Below are 16757 nucleotides of genomic sequence, written 5' to 3'. Positions count from 1 at the left end.
CGGAACCTCCTGTGGTGTTAATTACATTCACAAAAATGTGAAGATGATGTAGATTCTAACGCATGGACGCACCGATTGTCGTTGACCAGCTGCACAAGTCGTTCGGCTCGACGCACGCGCTCGACGGTCTGGACCTGACGGTCGAGCAGGGGGAGGTGCACGGCTTCCTCGGCCCGAACGGCTCCGGCAAGTCGACCACCATCCGGGTGCTGCTCGGGCTGCTCCGGCCGGACTCGGGGCGCACGACCCTGCTCGGCGGGGACCCGTGGCGCGACGCGGCCACCCTGCACCGGCGCCTGGCCTACGTGCCCGGTGACGTGGCGCTCTGGCCGGGGCTCACCGGCGGCGAGGTGATCGACCTGATCGGCCGGCTGCGCGGCGGGCTGGACGAGGCCCGCCGTGCTGAGCTGCTGTCCGACTTCGAGCTCGACCCGCGCAAGAAGAGCAGGACCTACTCCAAGGGCAACCGGCAGAAGGTCGCGCTCGTCGCGGCGCTCGCCTCGACCGCCGACCTGCTGATCCTGGACGAGCCGACCAACGGCTTGGACCCCCTGATGGAGGAGGTCTTCCAGAGCTGGATCCACCGCGCCAGGGACGAGGGGCGCACCGTCCTGCTGAGCAGCCACATCCTGGCCGAGGTGGAGGCCCTGTGCGACCGGATCTCCATCATCCGGGCCGGTCGCACCGTGCAGAGCGGCACGCTGGCCGACCTGCGCCACCTGACCAGCACGACCGTGACCGCCGAGACGGACCGCCCCGCCGACGGGCTGTCCCGCATCGCCGGGGTGAGCGACCTGGAGCACATGGACGGCCGGGTCACCTTCAAGGTCGACACCGACCACCTGGACGAGGCGATCGCGCACCTGTCCGGGTTGCGGATCCGGTCCCTGCAGGCTCACCCGCCCACCCTGGAGGAGCTCTTCCTGAACCAGTACGGCGACCGGCTGCCGCCTCAGGACCAGACGCCTGAGCACGCGGACGGCGCCGGCGGAGGTCACGCTGCCGGGCCCGTCGGTCGGGCGGCCGGGGCCACCACGGCTGCGGCTGGGGGAGAGGCGACGGGCGAGGCTGCGGGGGCGGGCCGCGGGAGCGCGAGGGGGGCGGACCGGTGAGCGGCCTGACCGGCACCGGACAGATGGTCCGCCTGTTCCTGAGGCTGGACCGGATCCACCTGCCCGTGTGGGTCGTGGCGATCGTCGGCATCGTCGCCGCCTCGGCGTCGGCGGTGCAGGGCGTCTACAACACGCCCGAGCTGCGGGCCGGCTATGCCGCCACCGTGAGCAACAGCCCCGCCGCCATCGTCATGAGCGGCCCGCCCCAGGGCCTGGACAGTGTCGGCGGCATCACCGTCTTCGAGATCAACCTCACGGCGGCGCTGGGCGCTGCCCTCATGGCCATCTTCCTCACCGTGCGGCACACCCGCGCCGAGGAGGAGGCCGGCCGCACCGAGCTGCTGCGCGCGGGCGTCCTCGGACGGCACGCGCCGCTGGCCGCGGCCCTGGTGGTGGTCGGTGGCGCGAGCCTGGTGGTGGGCCTCCTCATCGCGGGGTCGCTGGCCGGGCTCGGGCTGCCGGCCGGTGGCTCGCTCCTGTTCGGGGCGGCGATGGCGTGCCTGGGGCTGGTGTTCGTCGCGGTCACCGCCGTCGCCGCGCAGCTGACCGAGCACTCCCGTGCCGCGCTGGGCATGGCGGTCGCGGTCCTGGGTGTCTCCTGGGCGCTGCGCTCCCTGGGCGACGTCCGGGACAGCGCGGCGTCCTGGCTGTCCCCGGTCGGCTGGGTGCAGTCCGTCAACGCCTACGGGGACCAGCGGTGGTGGCCGCTGCTGCTGCCCCTCGCGCTCGCCGCGGTGCTGACCGTCGCCGCGGTCCTGCTCACCCGGCGCCGTGACGTGGGTGCCGGGCTCGTGCCGACCAGGCCGGGTGCCCCGCGCGCTTCGCGCCTGCTCTCCTCGGTGCCGGGGCTCGCGCTCCGCCAGCAGCGCTCCTCGCTGCTGTGGTGGGCCGTCGGGCTGTTCCTGGGCGGGCTGGCCTTCGGGTCCTTCGGCAACGAGGTGACCACGATGCTGGAGGACAACCCGGAGCTGGCCGACATGTTCGGTGCCGCCGGCGGTGACGACCTCGTGGCGGGTTACTTCGGTCTGATCCTGCTCATCCTGGCGCTGGTGGTCGCGTGCTTCACGGTGTCCTCGGTGCACCGGCTGCGCGCGGAGGAGTCCGAGGCCCGCGCCGAGCTGGTGCTGTCCACGCGCATCCTGCGGCGTGGTTGGCAGCTGGGGTGGCTCGCGGTGACGGCCGGCGGCACCGTGCTGGTGCTGCTCGCCACCGGCCTCGGCGTCGCCGTGGCTGACACCCTCGTCAGCGGCTCCGCCGACCGGTTCGGTGAGCTCCTCGGCGCCACCCTCGCCTACCTGCCCGCGGTCGCGGTCATCGGTGGGCTCGCGGCGGCGCTGCACGGCTGGCTGCCGAGGCTGGGTGTGCTGAGCTGGGTGGTCCTGGCCGGCTGCTTCGTGGTCGGCTGGCTCGGTGACCTGCTCACGATCCCCGAGTCCGTGCGCGACCTCTCGCCGTTCAACCTGACCCCGCGCCTGCCCCTGGAGCCGATGGGCTGGCCGGTGGTGGCCGGCCTGACGGCCGTCGCCGCGCTGCTGCTGGCGCTGGCCGTGCTCGGCCTGCGCCGCCGCGACGTGGACAGCGCCTGACACGTGAGGCGGCCAGCGCGTGAAGGGGTCACTCCGAGCGCCTGACCGACCTCGCGGCGGCAGGTGACATGATGTGCCCGTGAGGATCGCAGCCAGTTCCCTGACCCGTGTCCGTCGCTCGACGACCGTGCTCGCCGTCGCGGCGGCCGGTGCCCTCGTGCTCTCCGGATGCTCCGACAGCGGCCTGTCCTCGGGGGTGGCCGCCGTGGTCGACGGCAAGGAGATCACGGTCGCCCAGGTCCAGGAGGCGACCAAGGAGTTCAACACCCTGCCGGTGTCGCCGACCACGCCCACCGACGTGCTCACCCTGCTCGTCTACGGCGACCTGGCCGAGCAGGCGCACCGCGAGGCCGGCAACCCGCCGATCACCGACGCGCAGCTGGTCAACGACCTGCGCGGTGGTGGCCTGCAGAACCCCAGTGAGAGCGTCATCGACCTCTACCGCTCGATCAACTACCTCCAGTCGGCCCAGCAGCTGCCGCCGACCGAGGGCCTCACGATCGAGGTCAACCCGCGCTACGGCGAGTGGGACGCCGAGAACGGCCAGGTCGTGGCGCAGACCCCCGAGTGGATCACCCAGGTGACCGGCGCCGAGGCGCAGAACTGAGCGGTCGCCTCAGCCTCCTGCTGACCTCGCCGAGGCTGGCCCCGGGCCTGCTGTCGCGCGAGGCGTGGAGCCGTGTCGAGGAGGCCGGCGCCGTGCTCGCCCGCACCCTGTCGGATCCCCAGCCACGCGCCATACGGGCCACCGGCACCGAGGTGACCGCCGCGTCGGCTGACCCGCGGCAGCTGGCCCGAGAGCTGCTCGACCGCGCCACGGGGGCGACGGTCGTGTGGGTCGGCTCGCCCGACGGTGACCCGGGCCTCACCGATGCGCTGGCGGCCGAGGCGACCCGCAGAGGCGGTGCGGCCGCGCCCGAGGTGGAGGTGCTGGTCGGCTCGTGGGACCAGCCCGGCTCACGGCTGCTCGACGTCGTCGCGGTCATGGACCGGCTGCGCTCGCCGGGCGGGTGTCCGTGGGACGCGGAGCAGACCCACCAGAGCCTGGTGCCCTACATGGTGGAGGAGGCGCACGAGGCCGTCGAGGCGCTGGAGTCGGGTGATGACGACCACATCGTCGAGGAGCTGGGCGACGTCCTGCTGCAGGTCGTCTTCCATGCCCGGGTGGCGGCCGAGCGTGCGGACGGCTTCGACATCGACGACGTCAGTGCCCGGCTCGTGGACAAGCTGGTGCACCGCCACCCGCACGTCTTCGCCGACGTCGAGGCCGCCGATGCCGCTGCGGTGGAGGCGAACTGGGAGCAGCTGAAGGCTGTCGAGAAGCCGCACCGGGAGCACCCCCTGGAGGGCATCCCGGCCGGTATGCCGGCGCTCGCCCGCGCCGCCAAGGTCGCCTCACGGCTGGAACGGGCCGGGCTCGCCGACCGGCTGCGGGCCGAGATCGACGCCCGGCTGGGAAGGGGCGAGGTCGGTGCCGGCGGAGCGTCGGGAGCCGAGGCAGCGGCAGTGGAGGCGGCGGGGGCGGAGGCGACGGCAGTGGAGGCCGAGTGCAGTGGCGTCGTCGCCGCACGGCTCATGGACGTGGTCCTGGCTGCCCGTGCCGCGGGCGTCGACCCCTCCGCCGCGCTGCGCGAGCTGCTGCGAGAGCTGGCGTCGGTCGACTTCGGCCCTGCCCCATGAGTCCGGTCGCCCTCATCCGCCGGCCGCGGGCCAGAGCATGAGCGCGGGGCAGGACCGCGTCCTGCGGATCCGCAGCCGCAACGCGACCTTCCAGCAGTGGCACTCGCTGTTGGGCAACCGCACGAAGCGCAACCGCCACCGCGAGTTCCTCGTGCAGGGCGTGCGCCCGCTGACCCTGGCGCTGGAGCACGGGTGGCCGGTGCACGCGCTGCTGCGCAGGGACCAGGACCTGTCCTCGTGGGCCGAGGGTGTGTGGGACTCCGTGGTCGCGGACCAGCGCGCGGTGCTGGCCGAGGAGCTGCTGGCCGAGCTGGGCGGCAAGGAGGAGTCGGCCCCCGAGCTGCTCGCCGTCGTGGAGCTGCCCCGGGACGACCTGGACCGGCTGCTCGGCGCCGCCGCCCAGCGTTCATCGCAGCCACCCCTGATCACGGTGTTCGACCGCCCCGGCAGCCCGGGCAACATCGGGACCCTGGTCCGTTCGGTCGACGCCTTCGGCGGCTCCGGTGTGGTGGTGACCGGTCACGCGTCCGACCCCTACGACCCGCGGTGCGTCCGCGCCAGCACGGGCTCGATGCTCACCGTCCCCGTGGTGCGGGTGCCCTCGCACGCCGAGGTGCTCGCCTGGCTGGAGGGCCGGCGGGAGCGGGACGGGGTCCCGTGGCAGGTCCTGGGCCTGGACGAGGGGGGTGACTCCGTGCTGCGCGAGACGGACCTGACCGGCCCGACCGTCCTCGTCGTCGGCAACGAGACCCGGGGGCTGACCCGCGCCTGGCGCGAGGCCTGCGACGCGGTCGTGAGCATCCCGATGGTCGGCGCGGCCAGCTCGCTCAACGCCGCGGTGGCCGGATCGGTCGTGCTGCACGAGGCGCTGCAGCAGCGGGGCAGCCAGACCTGAGGTGACCGGGATCTGGTGTCACGGTGAGTGGGTGGGCCGGGATCTCGTGTCACGATGCGCCCGGTGGGCCGGGATCTCGTGTCACGGTGAGTGGGTGGGCCGGGATCTCGTGTCACGGTGCGCCCGGTGGGCCGGAATCTCGTGTCACGGTGCGCCCGGTCGAGGTTGGCGGGCCCGGGCCGTTAGGCTCGGGGTGACCTGACCTGTGTGCACCTGAAGGAGTAGTCGTGGCAGTCATCGACGCGATCATCGCCCGGGAGATCCTTGACTCCCGCGGCAACCCGACTGTCGAGGTGGAGGTCGGTCTGGACGACGGCACCGTGGGGCGGGCCGCCGTGCCCTCGGGTGCCTCCACCGGTCAGTTCGAGGCGGTCGAGCGCCGTGACGGCGCCGAGGGTCGCTACCTGGGCAAGGGCGTCGAGCAGGCCGTCACCGCGGTCATGGACGACCTGGAGCCCCGTCTCCTGGGGTTCGAGGCCAGCGAGCAGCGCCTGGTCGACGCCGAGATGCTGGCCGTCGACGGCACCGACAACAAGGCCGAGATCGGCGCCAACGCCATCCTCGGGGTCAGCCTCGCGGTGGCCCACGCGGCCGCGGACTCAGCCGAGCTGCCGCTGTTCCGCTACGTCGGTGGTCCCAACGCACACGTGCTGCCCGTCCCGATGATGAACATCCTCAACGGTGGCTCCCACGCCGACTCCAACGTCGACATCCAGGAGTTCATGATCGCCCCGATCGGCGCCGGCTCCTTCCGCGAGGCCCTGCGCTGGGGCACCGAGGTCTACCACGCGCTGAAGTCCGTCCTCAAGGAGCGCGGCCTGAGCACCGGCCTCGGCGACGAGGGCGGCTTCGCGCCAAACCTCGAGTCCAACCGGGCCGCCCTCGACCTGATCCTGGAGGCGATCACCAAGGCGGGTTACACCGCCGGCAGCGACATCGCCCTGGCCCTCGACGTGGCCGCCAGCGAGTTCTTCGAGGACGGCTCCTACGCCTTCGAGGGGGGCAGCAAGACCGCCGAGGAGATGATCGACTACTACACCGAGCTCGTCGACGCCTACCCGCTGGTCTCCATCGAGGACCCGCTCAATGAGGAGGACTGGGCCGGCTGGAAGGCGATGACCGAGCGCCTCGGCGCACGTGTCCAGCTCGTCGGCGACGACCTGTTCGTCACCAACCCCGAGCGGCTGCAGCGCGGCATCACCGAGGGCATCGGCAACGCACTGCTGGTCAAGGTCAACCAGATCGGCACGCTCACCGAGACCCTCGACGCGGTCACCCTCGCGCAGACCAACGGCTACCGCTGCATGATGAGCCACCGCTCCGGCGAGACCGAGGACGTCACGATCGCCGACCTCGCGGTCGCCACCAACTGCGGCCAGATCAAGACCGGCGCACCCGCCCGCTCCGAGCGCGTCGCCAAGTACAACCAGCTGCTGCGCATCGAGGAGGAGCTCGACGACGCCGCGGTCTACGCCGGGGCGGGCGCCTTCCCGCGCTTCAGCGCGCAGTCCTGACCACGCCAGGACCGGCACCGGTCCGCTGACCCGAGCACTCGGCATACTCCTGGGAGGAGGAGCAGATGGCCACCAACCGCGGCCCCGGCCGGGGTTCGTCGCGCCCGGGCGCCAAGCGGCCGGCGCCACGTGCCCGGCCGACCAGCGCACCCCGCTCCGCGCCCCGGGCAGCGCCAGCGACGACCGGCCGGCGGCAGACCCCGCCGCACCTGTGGCGGCTCGGTGCCCTCATCGTGCTCCTCGGCTTCCTGGCGCTGTTCCTCACGCCGACGCTGCGCGGCTACCTCGACCAGCGTGCCGCCATCTCCCGCGCGGAGCAGATGATCGCCGCCGAGCAGGACAAGATCGCCAGCATCGAGGCCGAGCTGGAGCGGTGGGAGGACGATGCCTACGTCGAGCAGCAGGCCCGCGAGCGGCTGCGGTTCGTCAAGCCCGGTGAGGTCGCCTTCACCGTGCTCGACGACACCGGCGAGCAGCTGAGCGAGCCGCTGCCCGGCATGACCCCGGTGACCGAGGACGTGCACGCCCACCGGCCCTGGTACGGCCAGGTCTGGGAGTCGGTCGTCACCGCCAACGAGAGGCTGCCGGAGGGCCAGACCCCGCAGGGCGGCGTGCCGACGACCCCCGGCGGCACACCACCCGCGACGGACGCCCCGGACGACGATGCCGACCAGCGCTGAGCACCACCAGGTCCCCACCGAGGAGGACCTGGCCACCATCCACCGGCAGCTCGGCCGGGTGCCGCGCGGTGTCGTCGCGATCGCCCACCGCTGCCCGTGCGGCTGCCCCGACGTGGTGCGCACGGAGCCGCGCCTGCCCGACGGCACGCCGTTCCCCACCTCGTTCTACGCCACCTGCCCCCGGCTGACCGGCGCAATCTCCACGCTGGAGAGCGAGGGGATGATGCGGGAGATGACCGAGCGGCTCCAGCACGACCAGGAGCTGGCGAGCCGGTATGCCGAGGCGCACCAGGACTATCTGGCCCGGCGGGCGGAGCTCGGCTCGGTCCCGGAGATCGAGGGCATCTCCGCCGGCGGCATGCCCACGCGGGTCAAGTGCCTGCACGTGCTGGTGGCGCACTCGCTGGCCGTCGGGCCGGGCGTCAACCCCCTCGGGGACGAGGCGCTGGCCGCCCTGCCGCAGTGGTGGCGCGACGGCTGCTGCGCCGAGCAGGACGAGATGGCCGTCGACCCGGCAGCAGCCGACGGAACGACCTCGGAGGAGCCGGTATGACGCGGGTCGGGGCGATCGACTGCGGCACCAACTCGATCCGACTGCTGATCGCGGACGTGACTCCGGGTGGGCTCGAGGAGGTGCACCGGGAGATGCGGATCGTGCGGCTCGGGCACGGCGTCGACGCCACGGGAAGGATCGGTGCCGAGCCGATGGCCCGCACGCTGGCCGCCGCCGCGGACTACGCGACCCTGTGCGAGGAGGCGGGATGTGCGTCCGTGCGGTTCGTGGCGACCTCCGCCTCGCGGGACGCCTCCAACGCGGCTGACTTCGTCGCCGGTGTCCGGGACGCCTTCGCCGCGTTCGGCACCGCGCCCGAGGTCATCACCGGCCAGGAGGAGGCTGCGCTGTCCTTCGCCGGGGCCACCACCGGTCTGGAGGCCGCAGCGGCGCCGTATCTCGTGGTCGATATCGGGGGCGGCTCCACCGAGTTCGTGCGCGGGAGCCAGACCGTCGAGCAGTCCGTCTCGGTGGACATCGGCTGTGTCCGGATGACCGAGCGGCACCTGCGCAGCGACCCACCCACCGAGGCCGAGGTCTGGCCCGCGCTCGGGGACATCACCGTGGCTGTCAACGCCGCGGCCGAGCAGGTCGACCTCAGCGGGGTCGGCACGCTGGTCGGTGTCGCTGGTTCGGTCACGACCGTCACCGCGCACGCACTGGGGCTGGACACCTACCGGCCCGAGGCCATCCACGGCGCCGAGCTGCCGGCCGAGCAGGTTATCGCCGCGTGCACCGCCCTGGTGCAGATGACCCGGGACGAGCGGGCGGCGCTGCCCTACATGCACGAGGGACGGGTGGACGTCATCGGCGCCGGTGCGCTGGTGTGGCGCAGCGTCATCCAACGCGTGCAGCACGACTCCGGACTGACCACTGTGCGCGCCTCGGAGCACGACATCCTCGACGGGATCGCGCTCTCCCAGGTCGCACCTGCCGCCGGCTGAACGGCATACGGCCATGTCACCGGCTCCGCACCCACGGTCCCCGTCAGGAGTCCCCCGACGCGCGCCCGAGGGCGGCCCCGGGACCGACCCGCACCCGATCACCGGTCAGGAGTTCCCCTCCCCGGTGCCGCCGGGGACCGGCTGGCCGGGTGACCCTGCCGGGCCGCAGACACCCGTGGCCCGCACTCCGGCACAGGTGGTGCGCCTGGCCCGGGCCGCCGGCTCGGTCCGCGACCTGGACGCCGCCATCACGGTGTGCCGGGCCTGCCCCCGCCTCGTCCAGTGGCGGGAGACCGTCGCGACCACCGGACGCCGGGCCTCCTTCGCCGACCAGCCCTACTGGGGCCGTCCCGCTGCCGGGTTCGGTCCGGCCGGTGCGCCCGTCCTCGTCGTCGGGCTGGCCCCCGCGGCCAACGGTGCCAACCGGACCGGGCGGATGTTCACCGGGGACCGGTCGGGGGACTGGATCTACGCGGCGCTGCACCGCGGCGGCTACGCCACCCGGGCCACCAGTGAGCACGCCGGCGACGGCCTGGAGCTGCAAGGCATCCGCATCGTCTCGGCGGTGCGGTGCGCGCCACCGCAGAACAAGCCGACGACGGTGGAGAAGGCGACCTGCGCGCCGTGGCTGCACCGCGAGCTCGAGCTCGCCGCGCCGGTCCTCCGCTCCATCCTGGCGCTCGGCTCGATCGGCTGGGACGCGACCCTGCGCACCGTCCGCGAGATGGGCTGGACCGTGCCCCGGCCGAAGCCGAGGTTCGGTCACGGGGCCCAGGCCGGGCTGCTGACCCCGGACGGTCGGGCGGTGCGGCTGGTCGGCAGCTATCACGTCAGCCAGCAGAACACCTTCACCGGCAAGCTCACCGAGCAGATGCTGGACGCGGTCATCGCGGTGCTGTGACGCGCGGCGACCGACGTCTTGTGTCGGGACGTCTCACGTCAAGCGCGTTCACCTGACGCAGCCTGGTGCATGCCGGTTCGGGCCCATTGTGGCTCCGTGCCGTTGATCCGAAATACCTCGCAAGCGGCGGTACTCGCTCGTAGAGCATCCCGACGGATGTCCGTAGAGCATCCCGACGGATGTCCGTAGAGCATCCCGACGGATGTCTGAGCACCGCCGGACGAGATGTCTGCCCCTGCGGTTCAGCACCGCCCGGGCCATGACGATCAGAGGCCGCTGGCTCGATAGGCTGGCCGGTGCCCTCGTAGCCCAACCGGCAGAGGCAGCCCACTTAAAATGGGTCCAGTGCGGGTTCGAGTCCCGTCGGGGGCACGGCGTCGTGATCCTGACACCGTCGGGGCACGATGAGAGCGGGAGGCGGGGCCCCCGTGCGGCTGGCTGAGCCCCGTGCGGCTGGCTGGGCCCCCGTGCGGCTGGCTGAGCCCCGTGCGGCTGGCTGGGCCCCGGGCGGCTGGCTGGGCCCCGTGCGGCTGGCTGGGCCCCGGGCGGCTGGCTGGTTAGCCCTCGCGGACCCGACGCATCTCCTCGGCCAGGGCCGGGTTGCTGGTGCCGATCTCCTGCACGATCCGGTCCTGCACCTCGGGCTTCTTGTTCTGGCTGAGCTTGGCCCGGGCGTCGAACCGGGTCACCCGCAGGCGCAGACCGACCGTCCCCTTGGCGGCCCGTCGTGTGCCCGCCTCGTCCTCGGACAGGCTCCGGCCGTGGGGGTAGCCCTGCTCGAAGTGGTCGGTCAGCCGGGAGAGGACGGCGTAGTTCTCCTCCTCGGAGAGGATCTCCGGCACGCCGTAGAGGTGGGCGGTTACATGGTTCCAGGTGGAGACCAGATCTCCGGGCTCGTACCAGCTCGCGGAGACATAGTCGTGCGGGCCCTGGATGATCACGAGCACCTCGTGCTGGCCCAGCTCGTGCAGCTGCTCGTCCGGGCGCCCGAAGTGGCTCACGATGCTGAGGCCTTCGGCATCCTCCTCGAGCAGGACCGGGTAGTGCGAGGCGACCAGTCCCGTGCTGGCGGGGGAGACGATCGTGGCCCACGGGTTGCCACGGATCAGGCGCTTGACCTCGTCGGGGTCGGTCATCAGGTAGTGCGGGGTGTGTCTCACGGCGTCCTCGATCGTCTGGTGGCAGTGCGAGCTAGTCTGCCCGCTCGGTGTTGGGCACGTTCAGTCGCCCTCCCCGGTGACACGGCCCCGGCCCGCCTTGGTCTGTGACCTCTGCCGCTTGCTCTCCAGCCGTCGGCGCTGGCTGCCTCGGGTGGGTCTGGTGGCGCGCCGACCGGGTGGTGGGGGAGCTGCTGCTGCGCGGAGCAGGTCGATGAGGCGCTGCCGGGCGGCGATCCGATTCTGCCGCTGGGCGCGGTGCTCGGAGGCGACGACAACCAGCTGCCCGCCGACCAGGTGCGGCTCCAGCCCCCGCAGGAGCCGGTCGCGGGCAGCCTCCCGCAGCTCCGCGACCGCGATCGAGGACGCCGGGCGATAGGTCAGCTGGACCCGGCTGTCAGTGGTGTTGACGCCCTGGCCGCCAGGCCCGGACGCACGGGTGAACCGCTCGAGCAGCTCGCCCGCCGGGATCACCAGGCCCTCGGGCAGCCCTGGCCCCGGCGGGACGACGAGGTCGGCACCCGGCGCCGAGGTCCGGGCCACCGTCGGTCAGTCCTGCAGGGCGGACCAGAACAGCGCGCGACCGACCAGGGGGAACTGGCCCTTGGGGTGGGCCCGGAACAGCGGCTCGCTGCCGAACAGCACCGCGGCACCGTCGTCGTCGGTCCCGCTGACGATCACGGGCTGACCCGCAGCCGCATCCTGCCCACCCTCCTCGGCGGTGCCGGCCCAGTGGCCGCTCACCAGCACGTCGTCGGCGGCGTAGCTCTGGTCGACCGTGACGTCCTCGCCCAGGTCGGTGAACCAGCCGGGGGAGTAGACGAAGGAGTGGGGGGTCGCTCCGGCGCTGATGGCGGTGCCGGCGTTGTCGACTGCGACGACCCCGTTGCCGTCACTGCGACCACGCTCGAGGGTGACGCCGAGGAGCCCGAGCTCGTCGTTGAGGCGCGTCCCGTGCAGCCCGCGCCCCACGAACCCACCGCCGTCGGCGAGGAAGCCGGTCAGGTCGTTACGGGCCTCCTCGTCCAGCGAGCCCCAGGAGATCGCCGAGGAGGAGACGTACAGCGCGTCGACGTCGGAGTAGTCGAAGCCGTCGTTCAGCACCGTGGCGCTGACCTCGCGGACCTCGAAGCCCATCTCGTTGAGGGCCCAGCGCTCCTGCGGTGAGGCGGCCGCAGCGACCACGAACTCGTCCACCGGGGCACCGCTGGCGCCGTCCGGGGCGGGGCCGAACGTGACGCCGAAGGAGTCCGCGGCCGCCTCCGCCTGGGCAGCTGCAGCCGCCGGGACGAGAGCGGAGCCGTTGGGGAGCCACTCGACGCCCACGTCGGAGCGAGCCAGGTGGTTCAGTGCGGCGAGGTCTGCCGGGTCGTTCAGCTGGAGGACCAGGTCGCCGTCGCCCTCAACCTGGCCGGTCGGGACGGCGGACTCGATGGCCTTGCCGGCCCTCGGCATACTGCCGTCCTCGGGGATGGTCGCCACGTCCGCACCCCAGAGCAGACCCAGGCTCCAGCCGGAGATGTCATACATCGAGTCGACCCGGTCGCTGATGTCGGTGCCCGGCCCGAGGATGGTGTTGGCCAGGCCGCGACGGGACTGGTGCATGTCCACCACGTAGCTGCCGGGCGCGTAGGTCCGGCCGTCGATCGTGACCGGCTCGCGCGTGGTGCGGACCTCCACGCCGTTGGTGATGAGGTGGTCCACCAGGCGTGCAGCGGCGGGCGCCGAGCGCTGCTCGTCGTCGTTGGGGATGACGTAGGCACGCGGGTACTCGGTGAGGTAGACGTCCTCCGGACCGATCTCCGGGAACAGCTCGTCGGTGACCTCGACCGGCTCGGCGCCGGTCACGCCCCGACGGAAGATCTCGATCTGGTCGGCCAGGAGCTCGTCGCGGTGCTCCTGCAGGTAGGCGATGGAGGACGTCATCGCGGCGTGGGCGATGTCGGTGTTGATCGCCGAGCGACGCTGCAGCTCCTCCTCGGGCAGGTTGTAGGACGCGTTGTTGACGCGCATCGGGAACTCGATGGTGTGCGCCACCGCACCGTGGTAGGCGGCGTACTGCGGGGTGAAGATCGGCGGCCAGTCGTCCCAACCCTCCTCCCAGTCGCGGAACGGGATCTGGGGCGGGTTCACGCCGTCGTCCTCGGGCGTGTAGCCCAGGTCGAGGATGGCCTGCTCCATGCCCAGGCCGTTGGGGTAGGCGTGCTTGATGAACAGGTCGTACTCGTAGTTCTCACCGTGCGGCGGGGTGGTCGGCTCGATGAGCGTGCCGTTCACGTAACCGTGCAGGTCGAGCATCACCAGGGGCTGGGTGCGCACGAGGGTGTCGCGGACGGCGATCACCTCGGGCTGGGTGGCGGTGATGAAGTCGCGGTTCATGTCGAAGCCGGAGGCGTTGGCGCGGGTGTTGCCGTGACGCCCGTCCGGGTTCATCGTGACCACGACATAGATCCGGCTGGTCTCCAGCGCCTCGACGACCTCCGGGTCGTTGCTGGTCGCATAGTCCTCGATGAGGCGCAGGGCCGCGTCCGTGCCCTCCCACTCGTTGCCGTGGATGTTGTTGTTGAGGAAGATCGGTGTCTTGTAGTCCTTGGCCAGGCCGCGGTCCCCGGCCGCCTGCTCGGGCTGACGCAGGATCCGCTCCCGCATCCGCTCCTGCTGCTTGGCCTCGGCGGCGGACTCCGGCGCGGTCAGCGTCACCAGATAGAGCTCCCGGCCGGTGACGGTCTGCCCGATGACCTCGGCGCTGACGCGCTGGGAGGTGCGCTGCAGCTGGTTGAGCTTCGGCGCGATCGCGTGGTACGGGGTCAGGCCCAGCTTGATCGAGGCATCGGACTCGTCCACCGGCGGCTCCACCAGGAGGTTCTGGCGCGGGTAGCCCTCGGAGTCAGGCGTCGGCGCGAGTGTCACGTCGATCGCCGGGGCAGCCTCCGCGAACGAGGTCGCGGGCAGGGCGGCTCCGGACACGGCCAGCGCGGCCACCGCCGTGGCGCCGAGCAGGCGCGTAGGGACTCGACTCGACATCGTTGACTCCTCGAGGTGGTGCAAGACTTTGCCGAAAGGCTTTCCAGGATATCGGGAAGACACCCTGGGAGCGCAAGAGGGTTGCGTCGGGGTGGGAACAACACAGCGGTCCCGTTCGCTCTAAACTGTGTACTGACGACACATACGTGCCGCTAACGAGGAGGGCCAGAGATGGCGACCAACCCTGTCTTCAACCGTATTGACAAGGAAACCCAGCAGTACGCCGGGTTCAACCAGGCGCCGCAGCAGGGCTATGGCGCGCCCGGCCCCCAGGGACAGCCCCAGATGCCGATGGGCTACCCCGGCGCGAGCGAGTCCATGAGCCCGCAGCAGCTGGAGGACATGTACCGCCAGGCGCCGGCCGGCCCGGCGCAGACCGGTCGGCTGACGCTCGACGACGTCGTGATGAAGTCGATGGCGCTGTTCGGGATCGTGCTGGTGTTCGCGATCGGCACCTGGTTCTTCGTGGACCCGAAGCAGACACTGGGCTTCGGTAACCCGGAGCTGGCGATGCCGATCTGGCTGCTGGGCATGTTCGGCTCGCTGGGTCTGAGCTTCGCGATCGCCTTCCAGAAGAAGGTCAACGTCCCCCTGATCGTGGCCCACTCTGTCCTGCAGGGCCTGTTCCTCGGCGCGGTCAGCGTCACCTTCAACACCATGTGGCCAGGCGTGGTCACCAGCGCCGTGGTCGCCACGATGGGCACCTTCGTCGGCATGTTCATCGCCTGGAAGGTCGGCTTCATCAGGGTCACCAGCAAGTCCCGCCGCATCTTCGGCATGATGGCGATGGGCTACCTGGTCTTCATGCTCATCAACATCGGTGCCAGCTTCCTGGGCTTCGGTGACGGCTGGGGCATCTACAGCCAGGGGTGGCTCGGAATCGCCGTCTCCATCCTGGGTGTCGCGCTCGCCTCCTACTCCCTGGCCGTCGACTTCGACTCGGTCGACCGTGGCATCGCCGCGGGCGCGCCGGAGAAGTACTCCTGGCTGATGGGCCACGGCCTGGTCGCCAGCCTGGTGTGGCTGTACATCGAGTTCCTGCGTCTGTTTGCGATCCTGCAGAACGACTGACGCACATGAGCACCCCCGACCCGCGCGCTGCGCGCGAGGTGATCGGGACAGAGCTGGGGCGCGTGGTCCGGCGGTGGCAGCAGCTGCCGCTGGACCACGCGCTCTCTGTGTCTCCGCAGGTGCGGGGGCTGGTGCAGAGCCTCGCCGACCGCGTCGCCACGGCCGAGGGTATGCCGCGTGGTCCCGTCCCCGATCTCGGCCCGGCCGTGCTGATGGACCAGTTGCGCGTGATGGTCTACGACTACGGCGAGGCCGATCTGGACCCCACGGTGCTCGCTGCCGAGCTCACGGCGCTGCGTCGTGCCATCGGGTGAGCTGGGCACCTCTCACCACAGTCCCCTCCCGGGCACCAGAGTCTCCTCACTGATGGCGTTGTCGCGGCACTGGATCAGATAGAGCCAACCATCCTGTCGTCGCGCCGCGATGGTGCCTGACACGACGTGATCGAAGGTGAAGTCGGAGAAATCATCCCGGCCGTCGTCGGCCGCGAGGGCTCCGGGCCGCAGGAAGTGATCGATCAGGTACTGGAGCTCGTGGACGGCTGAGTTGGACTTCTCGATGTCGACCCACTGCAAGCAGCATCCGGACACACAGGGGGTCCAGTCGCAGTGGGCCAGGCCGCGTTCGCCAGGAGGGATGATCAAGGCGCCAGGTGGCGACTCCTGGACCAAAGGATGCCCACTCGGTTCCGCCCCGGGATTTTCGGCACGGCATACGGGTCGTCCGGATGCAGCCCGCGGTGGGTGCGCTGAAATGCTCGCAACCAGGTCGTCTCCTCCGGATTGAGGCGGGGCTCGATGTCGAGCTGCCCGAGATAGTGAGTGCTGTATCCCATGGTGTCTCCTCTCGTCGGTGCTACGAGTAGCCGACCAGAGTTCGGCCGTCGGCTGCGCGAGTTATCCACAGGTAGGAAGCGGTCGCCAGCGGCGGGGTGAAACATGGCGCGACACTCGTGCCTCATGAGAGCGCACTACGGAAAGCCATGGGAGTTGCGAAACACGTCACTGACGTTGTCCGAGATCGTGCGACGAGGCCGCGCGCGTGCTGGCACCACCCTGATCGCCTGTGTCGACAACGAATCTCAGGACGTGTTGGAGCTTGGGCGGATCGTGACGCCAGCACCCTGTCGGGGGGACGATGATGAGGCGGAGCACCGGGCCATCCATGCTTTGAGTGGTGAGTTGCGCAGGATCGCCACGTCGATCGGTCCGGAGCGGCCCCGCACGCTCGATGGCCGGGCCGGGAGCCCGATCGCAGGCACCTTTGTCACAGTGGTGTGCCGTGAGGGCAGGGTCGTCTCGACGGATGTCGAGTGGCAGTTCCTCTCCGCCTGGCGCTACTCCAACCATTTCATGGCGGCGTTTGACGGAGACGTCTATGTAGTGACCCCGCACGGCTGGACCAGCACGCTGACCGGCGAGAGTGGTTATGAGCCAGCGCTTGGGTCAGGTACTCCGTTGACGCCGGTGCCAGACCCAGGACCTGAGGTCTGAAGCTGCTTCGGGTCAGAAGGGTGGTGGGGCGTCGGGGTCGCGCGACCAGGGTGTGGAGGGGCCGTCGTTGCTCGCGCCGCTGGTCGTCTCGTCGTGGCTCTCGCCGTCACCGGTGTCCTGGTGGTCGGTCGAGCCCGCGGTCTGGCC

General features: G+C 71.3%; 17 protein-coding genes and 1 tRNA gene. 14 read left to right on the top strand and 4 right to left on the bottom strand.

Going from position 1 to position 16757, the window contains the following annotated elements:
• Positions 1-62: 62 nt before the first annotated feature.
• From DA085_RS12475 to DA085_RS12425, 11 genes are all read left to right on the top strand, one after another.
• Positions 63-1112, top strand: a complete 1050-nt coding sequence (locus DA085_RS12475) for an ABC transporter ATP-binding protein (protein ID WP_109473317.1) — start codon at positions 63-65, stop codon at positions 1110-1112.
• Positions 1109-2698, top strand: coding sequence for an ABC transporter permease (locus DA085_RS12470; RefSeq protein ID WP_109473316.1), 1590 nt, complete (start codon positions 1109-1111; stop codon positions 2696-2698). Before DA085_RS12475 ends, DA085_RS12470 begins: the two co-directional genes overlap by 4 nt.
• Positions 2699-2777: 79 nt before the next feature.
• Positions 2778-3305, top strand: a complete 528-nt coding sequence (locus DA085_RS12465; protein ID WP_109473315.1) for a hypothetical protein — start codon at positions 2778-2780, stop codon at positions 3303-3305.
• Entirely contained in the window at positions 3266-4378 is a 1113-nt protein-coding gene (locus DA085_RS12460) for a nucleoside triphosphate pyrophosphohydrolase (protein WP_237565479.1), read from the top strand. Before DA085_RS12465 ends, DA085_RS12460 begins: the two co-directional genes overlap by 40 nt.
• Positions 4379-4415: 37 nt before the next feature.
• On the top strand, positions 4416-5273 hold the full coding sequence (locus DA085_RS12455) for a TrmH family RNA methyltransferase (RefSeq protein ID WP_109473314.1): 858 nt from the start codon (positions 4416-4418) through the stop codon (positions 5271-5273).
• A 227-nt stretch (positions 5274-5500) separates the two neighbouring features.
• On the top strand, positions 5501-6787 hold the full coding sequence (gene eno, locus DA085_RS12450; protein WP_109473313.1) for a phosphopyruvate hydratase: 1287 nt from the start codon (positions 5501-5503) through the stop codon (positions 6785-6787).
• A gap of 65 nt (positions 6788-6852) precedes the next feature.
• Positions 6853-7467, top strand: coding sequence for an FtsB family cell division protein (locus DA085_RS12445; protein WP_109473312.1), 615 nt, complete (start codon positions 6853-6855; stop codon positions 7465-7467).
• Positions 7451-8020 carry a DUF501 domain-containing protein gene (locus DA085_RS12440; RefSeq protein WP_109473311.1) on the top strand — a complete coding sequence of 190 codons (570 nt, stop codon included), beginning with the start codon at positions 7451-7453 and terminating at the stop codon, positions 8018-8020. Before DA085_RS12445 ends, DA085_RS12440 begins: the two co-directional genes overlap by 17 nt.
• Positions 8017-8964: a Ppx/GppA phosphatase family protein gene (locus tag DA085_RS12435; RefSeq protein ID WP_109473310.1), complete on the top strand. Its 948-nt coding sequence runs from the start codon at positions 8017-8019 to the stop codon at positions 8962-8964. Before DA085_RS12440 ends, DA085_RS12435 begins: the two co-directional genes overlap by 4 nt.
• Before the next feature lie 13 nt (positions 8965-8977).
• Positions 8978-9865, top strand: a complete 888-nt coding sequence (locus tag DA085_RS12430; protein WP_109473309.1) for a uracil-DNA glycosylase — start codon at positions 8978-8980, stop codon at positions 9863-9865.
• A gap of 298 nt (positions 9866-10163) precedes the next feature.
• Positions 10164-10237 (top strand) — tRNA-Leu (locus DA085_RS12425).
• 185 nt (positions 10238-10422) lie between these two features.
• On the opposite strand, the gene DA085_RS12420 is transcribed toward DA085_RS12425, so the two are convergent.
• From DA085_RS12420 to DA085_RS12410, 3 genes are read right to left on the bottom strand one after another with little or no spacing between them, the layout of a single operon-like run.
• Positions 10423-11025: an FMN-binding negative transcriptional regulator gene (locus DA085_RS12420; RefSeq protein ID WP_237565478.1), complete on the bottom strand. Its 603-nt coding sequence runs from the start codon at positions 11023-11025 to the stop codon at positions 10423-10425.
• Between the two features lie 60 nt (positions 11026-11085).
• Positions 11086-11565: an alternative ribosome rescue aminoacyl-tRNA hydrolase ArfB gene (gene arfB, locus DA085_RS12415; protein WP_109473308.1), complete on the bottom strand. Its 480-nt coding sequence runs from the start codon at positions 11563-11565 to the stop codon at positions 11086-11088.
• 6 nt (positions 11566-11571) lie between these two features.
• Entirely contained in the window at positions 11572-14046 is a 2475-nt protein-coding gene (locus DA085_RS12410; RefSeq protein ID WP_109473307.1) for a M14 family zinc carboxypeptidase, read from the bottom strand.
• 171 nt (positions 14047-14217) lie between these two features.
• Here DA085_RS12410 and DA085_RS12405 point away from each other — a divergent pair, with 171 nt between their 5' ends.
• Positions 14218-15117 (top strand): Bax inhibitor-1/YccA family protein, encoded by a 900-nt coding sequence (locus tag DA085_RS12405; protein ID WP_109473306.1) that lies wholly within the window; start codon positions 14218-14220, stop codon positions 15115-15117.
• Between the two features lie 5 nt (positions 15118-15122).
• Entirely contained in the window at positions 15123-15431 is a 309-nt protein-coding gene (locus tag DA085_RS12400) for a hypothetical protein (RefSeq protein WP_109473305.1), read from the top strand.
• A 12-nt stretch (positions 15432-15443) separates the two neighbouring features.
• On the opposite strand, the gene DA085_RS12395 is transcribed toward DA085_RS12400, so the two are convergent.
• Positions 15444-15692, bottom strand: a complete 249-nt coding sequence (locus DA085_RS12395) for a hypothetical protein (protein WP_109473304.1) — start codon at positions 15690-15692, stop codon at positions 15444-15446.
• A gap of 384 nt (positions 15693-16076) precedes the next feature.
• Here DA085_RS12395 and DA085_RS12390 point away from each other — a divergent pair, with 384 nt between their 5' ends.
• A complete protein-coding gene (locus DA085_RS12390) occupies positions 16077-16610 on the top strand; it encodes a hypothetical protein (RefSeq protein WP_154402189.1) in 534 nt (177 codons plus the stop codon).
• Positions 16611-16757 lie beyond the last annotated feature (147 nt).

The organism is Ornithinimicrobium cavernae, from assembly GCF_003121625.1.
GTDB classification, from domain to species: domain Bacteria; phylum Actinomycetota; class Actinomycetes; order Actinomycetales; family Dermatophilaceae; genus Ornithinicoccus; species Ornithinicoccus cavernae.
This window is presented reverse-complemented; position numbering and strand designations above follow the sequence as displayed.